The organism is Neorhizobium sp. PAMB6716 (assembly GCF_058242805.1).
Genome location: NZ_CM177835.1, coordinates 432441 through 444941, shown reverse-complemented (window position 1 = coordinate 444941; position 12501 = coordinate 432441). Strand labels below are relative to the sequence as shown.

The 12501-nt window shown below is 60.8% G+C and carries 15 protein-coding genes; 2 read left to right on the top strand and 13 right to left on the bottom strand.

Annotated features, from left to right (window positions below):
* Nucleotides 1–129 precede the first annotated feature (129 nt).
* The 12 genes from pal to ruvC form a co-directional block, all read right to left on the bottom strand.
* The gene (gene pal, locus AC4CWH_RS02085) at nucleotides 130–669 is read right to left on the bottom strand and encodes a peptidoglycan-associated lipoprotein Pal (protein ID WP_491283975.1); all 540 of its coding nucleotides are present in this window, start codon (nucleotides 667–669) and stop codon (nucleotides 130–132) included.
* A 257-nt stretch (nucleotides 670–926) separates the two neighbouring features.
* Nucleotides 927–2234: a Tol-Pal system beta propeller repeat protein TolB gene (tolB, locus tag AC4CWH_RS02080; protein ID WP_491283974.1), complete on the bottom strand. Its 1308-nt coding sequence runs from the start codon at nucleotides 2232–2234 to the stop codon at nucleotides 927–929.
* Between the two features lie 14 nt (nucleotides 2235–2248).
* Nucleotides 2249–3376, bottom strand: a complete 1128-nt coding sequence (locus tag AC4CWH_RS02075) for a hypothetical protein (RefSeq protein ID WP_491320178.1) — start codon at nucleotides 3374–3376, stop codon at nucleotides 2249–2251.
* Between the two features lie 10 nt (nucleotides 3377–3386).
* The gene (gene tolR, locus AC4CWH_RS02070; RefSeq protein WP_491283972.1) at nucleotides 3387–3851 is read right to left on the bottom strand and encodes a protein TolR; all 465 of its coding nucleotides are present in this window, start codon (nucleotides 3849–3851) and stop codon (nucleotides 3387–3389) included.
* A gap of 24 nt (nucleotides 3852–3875) precedes the next feature.
* The gene (gene tolQ / locus AC4CWH_RS02065; protein ID WP_491283971.1) at nucleotides 3876–4595 is read right to left on the bottom strand and encodes a protein TolQ; all 720 of its coding nucleotides are present in this window, start codon (nucleotides 4593–4595) and stop codon (nucleotides 3876–3878) included.
* A gap of 230 nt (nucleotides 4596–4825) precedes the next feature.
* Nucleotides 4826–5269 carry a tol-pal system-associated acyl-CoA thioesterase gene (gene ybgC, locus AC4CWH_RS02060; RefSeq protein ID WP_491320177.1) on the bottom strand — a complete coding sequence of 148 codons (444 nt, stop codon included), beginning with the start codon at nucleotides 5267–5269 and terminating at the stop codon, nucleotides 4826–4828.
* Nucleotides 5270–5355: 86 nt separating this feature from the next.
* A complete protein-coding gene (locus AC4CWH_RS02055) occupies nucleotides 5356–5862 on the bottom strand; it encodes an NUDIX hydrolase (protein ID WP_491320176.1) in 507 nt (168 codons plus the stop codon).
* 5 nt (nucleotides 5863–5867) lie between these two features.
* The gene (gene ruvB / locus AC4CWH_RS02050; protein ID WP_491320175.1) at nucleotides 5868–6908 is read right to left on the bottom strand and encodes a Holliday junction branch migration DNA helicase RuvB; all 1041 of its coding nucleotides are present in this window, start codon (nucleotides 6906–6908) and stop codon (nucleotides 5868–5870) included.
* Nucleotides 6905–7312 carry a type II toxin-antitoxin system VapC family toxin gene (locus AC4CWH_RS02045; RefSeq protein WP_491320174.1) on the bottom strand — a complete coding sequence of 136 codons (408 nt, stop codon included), beginning with the start codon at nucleotides 7310–7312 and terminating at the stop codon, nucleotides 6905–6907. Before AC4CWH_RS02045 ends, ruvB begins: the two co-directional genes overlap by 4 nt.
* On the bottom strand, nucleotides 7309–7599 hold the full coding sequence (locus AC4CWH_RS02040) for an AbrB/MazE/SpoVT family DNA-binding domain-containing protein (protein WP_491320173.1): 291 nt from the start codon (nucleotides 7597–7599) through the stop codon (nucleotides 7309–7311). Before AC4CWH_RS02040 ends, AC4CWH_RS02045 begins: the two co-directional genes overlap by 4 nt.
* Nucleotides 7600–7653: 54 nt before the next feature.
* The gene (gene ruvA / locus AC4CWH_RS02035; RefSeq protein WP_491320172.1) at nucleotides 7654–8271 is read right to left on the bottom strand and encodes a Holliday junction branch migration protein RuvA; all 618 of its coding nucleotides are present in this window, start codon (nucleotides 8269–8271) and stop codon (nucleotides 7654–7656) included.
* Between the two features lie 130 nt (nucleotides 8272–8401).
* Entirely contained in the window at nucleotides 8402–8914 is a 513-nt protein-coding gene (ruvC, locus tag AC4CWH_RS02030) for a crossover junction endodeoxyribonuclease RuvC (protein ID WP_491283964.1), read from the bottom strand.
* A 191-nt stretch (nucleotides 8915–9105) separates the two neighbouring features.
* Here ruvC and AC4CWH_RS02025 point away from each other — a divergent pair, with 191 nt between their 5' ends.
* Complete coding sequence (locus AC4CWH_RS02025) at nucleotides 9106–10431, top strand: hypothetical protein (RefSeq protein ID WP_491320171.1); 1326 nt, start codon at nucleotides 9106–9108, stop codon at nucleotides 10429–10431.
* Between the two features lie 190 nt (nucleotides 10432–10621).
* Nucleotides 10622–11635: an LLM class flavin-dependent oxidoreductase gene (locus AC4CWH_RS02020; RefSeq protein WP_491320170.1), complete on the top strand. Its 1014-nt coding sequence runs from the start codon at nucleotides 10622–10624 to the stop codon at nucleotides 11633–11635.
* 76 nt (nucleotides 11636–11711) lie between these two features.
* On the opposite strand, the gene AC4CWH_RS02015 is transcribed toward AC4CWH_RS02020, so the two are convergent.
* A complete protein-coding gene (locus tag AC4CWH_RS02015) occupies nucleotides 11712–12353 on the bottom strand; it encodes a hypothetical protein (RefSeq protein WP_491320169.1) in 642 nt (213 codons plus the stop codon).
* Between the last annotated feature and the right edge of the window lie 148 nt (nucleotides 12354–12501).

Sequence of the window (12501 nt, the reverse complement as noted above, 5' to 3'; positions counted from 1 at the left end):
CCAAATATCGGCAAAAAGCAATCGCGTTAACTGTAAATGAGAACGCAAGTTCGGCCAAACTATGAACGAAAGCAAGAAAAGAAAAGGGCGGCCAAACGACCGCCCTTCTTATCTGCCCGCGCGGCCGGATCAGGAGCCGGCGCCGCCGAGAACCGTCACGGCGCGACGGTTCTGCGACCAGCAGGAAATGTCGTCGCAGACGGCGACCGGACGTTCCTTGCCGTAGGAAATGGTCTTCATGCGGTTGGCCGGTACGCCGCGCGATGCGAGGTAATCGCGGGTCGCAGCGGCACGGCGAGCGCCGAGTGCCAGGTTGTATTCGCGTGTGCCGCGTTCGTCGGCATGGCCTTCAACCGTGATGGCGTAACGCGGATAACGCGACAGCCACTGCGCCTGACGGTCGAGCGTCTGCTGGGCATCGGCGCGGATCGAGGTGGAATCGGTGTCGAAGAAGATGCGGTCGCCAACGTTGACCGTGAAGTCCTGGCTGGAGCCGGGCGTTGCAGCCCCTGCACCACCAGCGCCGAGGCCAAGCTCGCCAGCGCTGTTCGGCATATTCTTCTTGTTGGCGCAACCGGCCAGTGCCAGCGCAAGCGTCAGCGCAAGGACGGCGGGGTTGCGTGCGAGTTTCTGCATGCGGCTCATCGCCGGGGTCATCGTGCGGCTCATGGCCGGGCTCTCCTTGATCAAGATTTCAGCGTTGCCAGACCGTAACTGTTTCTGGTTAACCCTAGTTCAACAATTATGGTTAACGATCCGCTACCAAACTACATTTCTTCGCAATTTCAGCCGATTGCGGCGACACCGTGGCAGAGGGGAACAAGATCCCGGCCGTGCACGTCAGCATACCGGCCGTCAAACCCGCCTAACCGCAGGCTGAACGACAAATGGCCGCACATCTGAAAGACGCGCGGCCATGGATAAAGCTATTCGAGAAGTGGCGACCAGGCGGGATCGGAACCGTAGCTCGGGGTCTTGACCAGCTGCTCGTTATAACCTGTCAAGTCGATCGAATAGAGCTGCGGACCACCGGCGCCGGCTGCCTGGCGGAAGAACATCAACACGCGGCCATTCGGCGCCCATGTCGGGCCTTCATTGTGGAAGCCCGTCGTCAGAATACGCTCGCCCGAACCATCCGGCTTCATCACACCAATCGAGAATTTTCCGCCCGACTGCTTGGTGAAGGCGATCAAATCACCGCGCGGCGACCAGACCGGCGTCGAATAGGAACCGTCGCCGAAGGAGATGCGGGTCTGTCCCGAACCATCGGTGTTCATGACGTAAAGCTGCTGGCGTCCGCCGCGATCACTTTCGAACACGATGCGGGCACCGTCAGGCGAATAGGATGGCGATGTGTCGATGGCGGCCGTGTTGGTGAGACGGGTTGTGGTGCGCGAGCGCAGGTCCATCGTGTAGATGTTGGCATTGCCATCCTGCTGAAGGCTCATGATGACCTTCTGGCCATCCGGCGAGAAGCGCGGGGCAAAGGTCATGCCCGGAAAATTGCCGACCACTTCCCGCTGCCCGGTTTCCAGCTGCAGCAGGTAAACGCGCGGCTGGTTGCCCTCGAAGGACATGTAAGTGACTTCCTGACGGCTCGGCGAAAAGCGCGGCGTCAGCACGATGTCCTTGGCATTGGTCAGCATGCGGACGTTAAAGCCGTCCTGGTCCATGATCGCCAGCTGACGCTGACGGGCAGTTTTTGGACCGCTTTCGGAAACGAACACAACGCGCGTATCGAAATAGCCATCTTCACCGGTGATCTGCTTATAGATCGCATCGGCAATGATATGGGCGACGCGGCGCCAGTTTTCCGGCTGGGTGAAGAACTGCTGGCCGGTCAGCTGCGATCCGGCAAACGTATCCCACAGGCGAAATTCGGCGCGCAGACGGCCATCGTTTTCGCGCGTCACGCGGCCGGTGACGAGCGCCTGCGCATTGATGACCTTCCAGTCTTCAAAGCGCGGCGCCTTGTTGGGATCGCTGATTTTTTCGATGAAGGCGCTTCTGTTGACCGGCGCAAACAGACCGGAGCGCTGAAGATCGGCGGCAATGACCGCCGAAATCTGCGCACCCAGTTCGTTGCCGGAGAGGAAATCGGTCACAGCAATCGGCAGCGGCTCGACATTGCCCCGGTTGATGTTGATTTCCACGCGCGCCTGCGCCGGTGCCGTATACATCACGGCCATTGCGGCAAACGCCGCAAGCACGCGGATGAAAGAACGTTTCATCATGATAACATAGCCTTTCAAAGCAGTTCGCTTGGATCGAAGTTCACGACGACTTCGCTCCAGGAGTCGTATTTGTCGGCGGGAAGGTTTTTGAACGGGGAAGAGCGCATGACGGCGCGAAGCGCGCTGCCTTCCAGCATGCGACGTGCGCTGTCCGATCCGCCGGTGGTGCTGACTTCCGGGCGGCCAATGATCGCACCGGTCTCGTCGAGCTTCATGGTCACGGTGATCACCATGCCCTGCGCGCCCTCGATACCGGCGATCACCGACCAGTTGTTCTGGATCTGCCCTTTCAGGGCATCCATCTCGCTCTGGCTGAGCGTGGAGCCGCTGGTGGTTTTCTTGCCGCCAAGGGCTGCCGGCTGGGCCGAACGCTTGGCACCGCCGCCGGCCGCATCCTGCTTGTTCAAGAGCGAGGCAATCTCGTCAGCATTAAAATCGCTCTGCTTGGACGACGCGGATTTCGCCGTTTCCTGCTTCTTGTCCGCCACCTTCTTGTCGGGCGTCTTTTCAGCCGGCTTTGCGGTTTCGGTCTTCTTCGGCTCCGGCTTTTCAACCGGCTTTGCCTCTTCGGGCTTGGGCAGTTCCGGGCGCGGGCGGGCTGCCGGCACAGGCACGCTGTCCGGCAGCGGAATTTCCTCGGCCTGCTGTTCGGCGGGCTTTGGGGCTGGCTGCGGCGTCGGTTCGGGTGTGGGCGGCGTCGGCTCGGGCTTGGGCTGCGGCAGGGCTGCCACTTCCTGCGGTTTTGGCGCGGTCTCCTCCGGCACGACGTCCTTCACCTTGTTGGTTTCGGGCGTCGGCTTCGGCAGGGGCTTTTCGGCCTTTTCAGGAGCGGCCGCTGTTTCCGTTGCAACGGGCTTCTTGACCGGCGTCGGCGGGTTCTTCAGGTCGACATCGTTGTCGCCGGCATTTTCGGCGTTTTCCACGATGTCAGGGCGCTTGGTCGGCGTCGGCGCGGATTTCTCCGCCATCGGGGCCTTCTTGTCGCCCTGCTGGATCTGCGTGATCGATTCCACCGGCACGATATCCACCGGCAGCGCCTCCACATCGGCAACGTTCAACGCCGCCGGCGGGCTGAGCGAAAAGAGCGCCCAGGTGAGAACCAGCGTATGCAGAACCAGCGATGTACCAAGGCTCGTCTTCATCGAAAAACGATCACTTCTCCTGTTCCTGCAGCGTCACAAGACCGATATTCTTGAAACCAGCTGCAGAAATGCGCGCCATGACCTTCATGACCACGCCATAGGCGGCGGCCGTATCGCCGCGCACATAAATCCGTTCGTTGTAACCGGTCGTGGCGATTGCCTCGAGCTTCGGCACCACTTCTTCAAGCGGGATGGCACTTTCCTGCAGATAGATCTCGCCAGCCGGGTTGACCGAGATGGTGATCGGCTGCGTATCGGAATTCATCGCCTTCGCCTGCGTTTCCGGCAGGTCGATCGGCACGCCGACCGTCATCATCGGGGCTGCCACCATGAAGATGATCAGCAACACCAGCATGACGTCGACGAGCGGCGTGACGTTGATCTCGCTGATGGCGCCGCCGCGACCGCGACCGCCCCGGCGACGACCGCCACGACCACCGCCTCCGCCTTTGCCTCCGCCTGCCGACATACCCATATCATCTACTCCTGCGCGTCACGCTTATTGGGCAGCCTGACGCGGCTGCAGTTTTTCATCGATCTGGCGCGAAAGGATGGCCGAAAACTCATCCGCAAAACCTTCCATGCGCGACGACAGCTTGCCGGCATCGCCCATGAACTTGTTGTAGGCCATGACGGCGGGAATAGCGGCGACAAGGCCGATGGCGGTTGCCAGAAGCGCTTCAGCGATACCGGGTGCGACAACGGCAAGATTGGTCGACTTCGATCCGGCAATGGCCTGGAACGATGTCATGATACCAACGACGGTGCCGAACAGGCCGATGAAGGGGCCGGCCGAGCCGATGGTGGCAAGCGAGCCGAGACGCGCTTCAAACACTTCGCCCTCGCGGGCAATCGTCACGTCCATGGCGCGGTCGATGCGCATCTGGAGGCCGATCGGCGAACGGGCGCCGCGCTCAAAGCTTTTTTTCCACTCGCGCATGGCCGCCACGAAGATTGCCGCAAGACCGGTGTTCTGGCGTTCCGCAAGGGTGCGATAGAGTTCTTCCAGCGACTGTCCCGACCAGAACACCTGTTCGAACTGGTCGAACTGACGTTTGGCCTTGGTGAAGCTCATGTATTTGTCGATAACGATCGCCCAGGTCCAGACCGATGCGCCGGCAAGACCGAGCATGACCAGCTTGACGATCAGGCCGGCCTGCATGAAGAGCGACAAGAGGCTTACCGAGCCTGCGGCCGCCGCCAAATCCGCGTGTTCCATCTATCCACTATCCCCGAATCCAATCGCCCGGCACGCAAAATACGAGCCGGTTCGCAAGCGCAGTCTTTGAATGCGCGCACGCGCTGAAATGCCCGTTTACCTGAAGGTTTCACTGGCCTTCTCGCCTTCAATTTTGGTTAAACGAAGGCGTGCAGCGCACAATTTCCATGAGCGCCAGTAAGACAATATTATCGTTAAGAATGTGTTACAGCGCTGCGCAGTTGAACCCATCACCCCGGACGGAAAGCCTCGGCAATGCTGTCAGGCAGGCGTCGCGGGCGGCCCACGCGGTTAATGACGGCGATGATCACGCGCGCGGCAATCAGCAGCGTTTCTCCACGGCGGATCTCCTGCACGAGCACCATCTTGGCGCCGCCGGCTTTTTCGGTGCGCGTGTCGATGGTTAGCACATCGTCCATCCGGGCCGGCGCCTTGAAGTCGATCTCCATGCGGTGCACCACAAAAACCAGCCCTTCCTCATCGACCGACAGAAGCGCGCTCTGCTCGCAACCCAGGCAGCGCAGGTAATCCGTGCGGCCTCTTTCCAGAAAATGCAGGTAGCGGGCGTGATAAACGAGACCGGAAAAATCCGTATCCTCGTAATAGACCCGCTGCACGAGGCGATGCGCGCCGTCGATCAGTTCTCCGGCAAGCGAGACGGTTATCTGGTCCATCCGAAAATCCCCATCGATATCGTATTGGTCGCGGCCCTTCTAACGGCAGTGCCGGGCCATGACCAGTGCGCAAGGCCGCGCAGACATCAGGGTTTTGCGTCGAGATTGCGGTCATCCCACACCAGATGACGCGGTGCGGCGGGCAGGTTTTCGATCTCGTCGGCGATGAAATAGGGCGGAATGTCCAGCGCCTTCAGGGCACTGGCTGTTGCCTCCACCCATTTGAATTCCAGATCGTTATCGCCATCGCGGATGCTATGGACGATGCCTTCAGGCGCAAACGGAAAGCTCTCCGGCACGCTCATCAGGTAATAGATGCCAAGCTCGTGCCAGTCGCGGCCTTCATAATGAAAGAAATTTTCGACCACCCAGAGCAGGCGCTCGATGGTGACGTGAACGCCGATCTCCTCAACCATCTCGCGCTTCAGCGTCTCTTCCGAGGTTTCGCCGATTTCGACACCGCCGCCGGGAAAGGTCCAGAATTTTTCGTGGGTCGCACGATGGACGAGCACATGGCCATTGCGAAACCCGAGGCCGGCCACCCGCATCTGAAACGTGCGCTTCGGTTTAGTCTTGATGCGAACACGGGTCATGGCGGTTACTCGTCGTCCAGGCTGAGGCGAAACTGCGCAGCTTCCAGATCTTTTGGCGGCTGCAGGCCGAGATGTTTCCAGGCGGTTGCCGTCAGCACCCGGCCGCGGGGTGTGCGCTGGATAAAACCCTGCTGGATCATGTAGGGCTCGATGATATCCTCGATGGCATCGCGCGGCTCGGAAAGGCCCGCCGCAATCGTTTCGATGCCGACAGGGCCACCGCCAAAATTGACGGCGATCATCGAGAGATAACGTTTGTCCAGCTGGTCGAGCCCCATATTGTCGACGTTGAGCCGCGTCAGCGCCTCGTCGGCGATCTGCTTCGTCACCGCTTCAGCCCGCGCCACCTCGGCGAAATCGCGCACGCGGCGCAGAAGACGACCGGCAATACGCGGCGTGCCCCGCGCGCGGCGGGCAATTTCGCGCGCGCCGTCCTCGGTAATGCCAAGCCCCATCAGCCGCGCACCGCGCCGGACAATGAGTTCCAGCTCTTCCACTGTATAAAAATTGAGGCGCACCGGAATGCCGAAACGGTCGCGCAGCGGCGTTGTGAGCAGGCCTAAGCGGGTAGTGGCCGCCACCAGCGTGAACTTCGACAGGTCGATCTTCACCGAGCGCGCCGATGGCCCCTCCCCGATGATGAGGTCGAGCTGGAAATCTTCCATGGCCGGATAGAGGATTTCCTCGACGGCAGGGTTCAGGCGATGGATTTCATCGATGAACAGCACGTCGCGGTCTTCGAGATTGGTGAGGAGCGCTGCCAGATCTCCTGCCTTGGCAATAACAGGGCCGGAGGTGGATCGGAAATTGACGCCAAGCTCCTTGGCCATGATCTGGGCGAGCGTGGTCTTGCCAAGCCCCGGCGGCCCGACGAACAGCACATGGTCTAGCGCCTCGCCACGGTTCTTTGCCGCCTCGATAAAAATCTTCAGGTTGGCACGGGCCTCCGCCTGGCCGGTAAACTCGTCCAGCGTCTGCGGGCGCAGCGCCACATCCAGGTCTTCCCCCTTTTTTTCGGGCGAGAGGATGGAATTGGGTAAAGTCATGCAAGCAGTTCCATACCGGGCACGCGGGCTGCGGCTTTCTGGTCGAAGGTGAGCGTTGCAGAGCAGCCTGCAAGCCTGTTCATTTCACTCAGCAAGGCGTCCGCGAAATCCACATTGGCGGTTCGGCAAAGATAGAGCGCATTCCCCACGGCCTCATAATCGGCAATCTCGAACTCACGACGTTCCAGAACCGCCTGTAAAAAGCCGAGAACTGCTGCACGATCGTAACCATATAGCCGGCGCAGCACCCAGTTGGTTTCCAGTAGCACGGATATGTTGACGTAAAGCGTCTCTTCACCCTGAAGTCTGGCCAGCAAGGCAGCAACCACATTCACCTGATGCGCATCATCTGCAACGGCGAGACGCACGAGAATGTTGGCATCGATGCCCAGCCGTCTCGTCATGCATCGTCTGCCGAAGACTGTGCTCCAAGATAACGGTCAACCGCACCTTCCGCCATGGCCTGATGTGGCTCTTCCGGTGCAATCGCCTTTTCGACAGGTGGGCTTCCGAGAAACCCCGCGAGATCCCCGAGCGGCTTGTTGCGCGGAATGATAATCAATTCACCGCCACGAACCCAGGCATAACACTTGTCTCCCGGCTTGATCTGAAGCTGGTCGCGAAGCACCTTCGGAACAGTCATCTGGCCCTTGGCGGTGATGGTGACATTGGTATTCATCGGATCATCCATATCGCTCCCCTTACATTATCAAAATAGTAAGGAACCAGCCTGGAAGCAAGGCAATTACCGCGAAAGCTCCTTCAATCCGAGCCGGATCAGCTTGGCGCTGTCGGCGCCCTCGCCGCCGTTCTTCAGGGCCGCTGCCACCGCATTGGCCGCCTGATCACGCGAATAACCGAGATTGGTCAGCGCCGAAACCGCATCAGAGACCGGAGCAGACGCAACGCCCTCCCCCAGTTCCTGCTTCAGGCCGATATTGGAGCCGGCATCTCCGGCAAAGGCGGGCGCCTTGTTCTTCAGCTCCGTCACGATCCGGATGGCAACCTTCGGCCCGACGCCCGGCGCGCGCGAAATCGCCACCTTGTCCTGCAGCGCAATGGCATTGGCAAGCTCGGAGGGCGTCAGCGTCGAGAGCACGGCAAGCGCTACCTTCGCGCCCACACCCTGCACGCTCTGCAACAGGTTGAACCACTCCCGCTCCAGCGCTGTCATGAAACCGAAGAGTTTCAGCTGGTCCTCGCGCACATAGGTTTCGATGAACAGCACGACGGCTTCCCCGGGCGAGCCGATGCGCGAGAGTGTGCGGGACGAACAATGGGCGACGTAACAGACGCCATGCACATCCACGAGCACATGATCGTCGCCAATTTCGTCAATGGTGCCTTTGAGCTTGCCGATCATGGAAAAGTCCGCCGCGCAGGATTTCGGGAGAAGGCGCCGCCCCGCCTCGTCCTCAAGCGCTAGAGCTGGAACCGGAACAAGTCAAGAACAAACTCGCAATCTGCCCGGCCATGGCAGGCGCCTCACGTACTCAGGCCGAGGCCAGGATCTGGCGCATGCGATGGCCGCCGCGGTTATGCGCATGGCAGATGGCGATGGCCAGCGCATCGGCGGCGTCGTTGCCCTTGAATTCCGCCTTCGGCATCAGGATCTTCAGCATCATGTGGATCTGCTGCTTTTCGCCGTGGCCGACGCCGATCACCGCCTTCTTGACGGCGTTCGGCGCATATTCGGCAACCTGCAAGCCGGCACGGGCCGGCACCAGCATGGCGATGCCGCGCGCCTGACCAAGCTTCAGCGTCGCCACCGCATCCTTGTTGACGAAGGTCTGCTCCACGGCCGCCTCATTGGGCTGGTAGGCATGGACCACTTCGGCAAGGCCATCGTGCAGCTGGCAGAGCCGTGAGGCGAGATCCATGTCGCCATCGGAGGTCACGGTGCCGGAGGCCACGAAGCGCAGGCTGTTGCCCAGCGTCTCGATTACACCCCAGCCGGTGCGACGAAGGCCGGGGTCAATGCCGATAATACGAATCGTCTGTGTCATGACCTGTATCCTATCGCGCCACACCGGCATCTTGCCAGCGACAAATCGAACAAAAACAGAACAGGTAATATACGGACCTTAACTGTACGTTAAAGATAACAATTCATTCCGCACACAAGAGCGGCAAGTTCGGCAACAGTATCGGCCGAATCACATTAGGTGATTGCTCACAACAAGATTGGAGGTCCATCATGATGATGTTCACCCGCTTGAAGAACAGGCCGATCGAGACGATCCTTCTTTTCGTCACGTTCAATCTCGTTGCGGTAAACCTGATCGCCATCAAGGCGCTTCACGTCTCGCCAGAGATACTGGGCTTCAGCATTGCCGCGGCACTGGCCGCGGGCGCAGCGATTGTCACGCTTGCCTATAAATTTGGCGATCCGCTGACGCGGCTTGCACGCCACGCAACCGACTGGAACGCCGGCGAAAGCCAGGCTGACCTTGCCGACCAGGCCCGCAAGGACCATCTCGGCACGGTTGCGCGTGGCATGGCGCAAATGAAAACGATGATCCGCGAAAACGATGCGCAGCAGTCTGCCCCGCTTGCGCGTCTGGAAGACAGCCTGCGCCGGCTGTCGAACGGCGATCTCGGCGGTGCTCTGCAGCAGCCGTTTCCGGATGCGCTGGACGGCCTTCGCGTTCGTTTCAACCGTCTGGCCTCGATGCTGAACCTCAACCTTTCGGTGGTGGCACGCAGCGTTCGGTCCATTCGCGAGCAGACCCGTTCCAGCCAGGCCGACATGGCGGTCATTGCCGAGCGGCTGGCAAACGTGCTGCCAACCGTGCAGAAGGCGCTCGGCTCCATCGAGATCATGCAAAAGGCAACGCGGCTTCGTGGCGAAGATGCCGCAAGCGTTTCGCGTCATGCCACGGAGGCTGCCAACAGCAATGCCCGCCTGCAGAAAGCTTTTGCACGCGGCCACGCGGCCACTGCTGCGGCGCATGTCTCCTTTGCCAGGCTAAATGAGCTGGTGGACCAGGTTGCCACGCTTGCCATCCGGGCCGAAACCCTTGCCGCCGATCTCGACGCGCGGCCGGGCGCGACGGATACCGGTTCCGGCACTCCATCCGAGCAGGCGATGCTGGCGCTCACCGTGCGCAGGTTCGCCGAAGACTGCACCGGCACCGCCCGTGGCCTGATGCTGCACGCCCGCGACGCCGGCCATGATCTCGACGAAGCTCACCGGGGCCTTGCAACGCTGCAGAGCGAAACACAGGTGATGGGCGAGGCCTTGTCGAACCTTGTCCCCCCTGCCGAACGCCTGTCGCGTAATGTCGACCTGGAAGGCCAGCGGCTGTCGCTTGCGCACCTTGCGGTGGGCGAAAGCGAAACCGTTCTCTCACGGGCACGGGACATGGCCGAGGCGACGGAAAACGCCCTGATCCGCATCATGAGCGAGGCCGGCACGGCCGATACACGGCTTTCGCTGTTTTCGCTCGATACACCGGGCGACGAGGCAAGCGGCCAGGGCCAGTTCGGCGGCATGCGGCCGAACCTGCGCTGCGTCACCTGACGACAGGACGCAGCGTGTCCTGAGGTCCAGCATATACCCCTCACCGCCTTAAGGTGGTGAGGGGTATCCGGGAAAGAACTCCCTCCAGTTTCACATCCTCTCCAGAGAATTCCTCCACAGGTGGTTAGAAACGGCCTCCCCTCTGCCTACATGAGAGGAAAGCATGATCCACCATTTGCAGAGAAATTCCATGATCCCCTTTTCCATTCTCGATCTGTCGCCGGTCCCGGAAGGCTCAACGGTGCGTGATGCGCTTCAGCAGTCCAGCCGTCTGGCGCAGAAGGCAGAGGCGCTCGGTTACAACCGTCTCTGGCTTGCCGAACACCACGGCATGCCGGGCATCGCAAGCGCTGCCACCTCTATTGTCATCGGCCATGTCGGCGCGGCCACCACGCGCATCCGCATCGGCTCCGGCGGCGTGATGCTGCCAAACCATTCGCCGCTCGTCATTGCCGAACAGTTCGGCACGCTGGAAGCGCTGTTTCCCGGCCGTGTCGATCTTGGTCTCGGCCGTGCGCCGGGCACGGACATGCGCACCGCCCGCGCACTGCGCCGCAATCTGGATGCGGGTGCGGAAAATTTCCCGCATGACATCGTTGAACTTCAAAGGCTGCTTGGCACTCCCGCTGAAGACCAGTCCATTCTCGCGGTTCCCGGAACCGATGCCCATGTGCCGCTCTGGCTGCTCGGCTCCAGCCTCTACAGCGCGCATCTGGCCGCAGCACTCGGCCTGCCCTATGCGTTTGCCTCGCATTTTGCCCCGGACATGCTGTTTGATGCGATTGCCATCTACCGCGAGCGGTTTCAGCCCTCGGCAACGCTTTCGAAGCCTTATGTGATGGTGGGCGTGATGGGCGTGGCGGCGCACACGGATGAGGAAGCAGCCCACCTCTTCACCTCTGCACAACAGCAGTTCGTCAACCTGCGCCGCAATGTGCGCGGCCGTTTTCCGCGTCCGGTTGCCAGCATGGAGGGCTTCTGGTCCGAGATGGAGCGGATCAATGTCGAGCATACGCTGCGTTTTGCAGCCGTCGGCTCTCCCGCCACCATCGAACGGCAGCTGACCGAATTTCTGGCAGACACCGGTGCCGACGAACTGATCATTTCCATGCCGATCCACGACATCGAAAAACGGCTGAGCTCGGCTGAACTGTTTGCCGGCCTGCCGCTGATGCAGCCGGTGCTGGCAGAAGCGGCGGCCTGACTGTCCTCGTCCGATGCATGATGGCGCGCAGCATCGGGCTCGGTGCCCGTCGCTGCGGGCACCCCTTCTTATGCCTTTACGCCTGGGCGGACTGCGAAGAACCGGAGGCCGCAGTCCAGGTCAGGTAATAATACTGGTCGCCAATCATGCCGAAATAGGCACTCTTGCCTGTTGCACGATCGATATGGCTCTGATCGGCATTGCGCTGATAGGTGCCGCCACTGGCGCGCGCCAGATGCTCTTTCAAGAACGTGCTCCAGTCATCGGTGTCTGTGGATGTGGCCGTCTGCGGCACCGCATTCTGCGCCTCCACGTCCCAGGCCGTGACCTCGCGGCCGTTTACGGCATCGGTCACCGTCAACGTGCCGGCGTCTAGTGCCTTGAGCATGGCTGCCGCCTGCGCGCTTGTGTCCGGGGCAGCTTCCAGATCCTTGAGCTTCGCCTTCAGCCCCGTCATGAAAGACTCGGTTTCGATATCAGTGGACATCTGAGGCTCTTCAACAGCCGCTTGCGAGCCCGACTGGGTGCCACCGCTCAGGATGTCAGCCAGGCTATAGGTCGTGGCATCCTCCCCATCATCGCTGTCCATGCCGTAACTGGAGATGATCCGGCTTGCGAGACTGCCCTGACCCGCATCGGTCTCCGGCGATGTTTCCTTAAAAACTCTGATCGCTGCCTGCATCGACCAGATGCGCACCGTATCAATGGACGAAACCATGGCTGTCACCTCGTTGCCGCGATCGGTCAAAAGACCAATCGCCAGGATGACGACCTTGCACGGCAACCCTGCTCCAGGCTGGAGAATGTGACCTGTTATCAACATGATGCCGCCTCAGATTATCCGGATACGCAAGGGCCAGATGCGC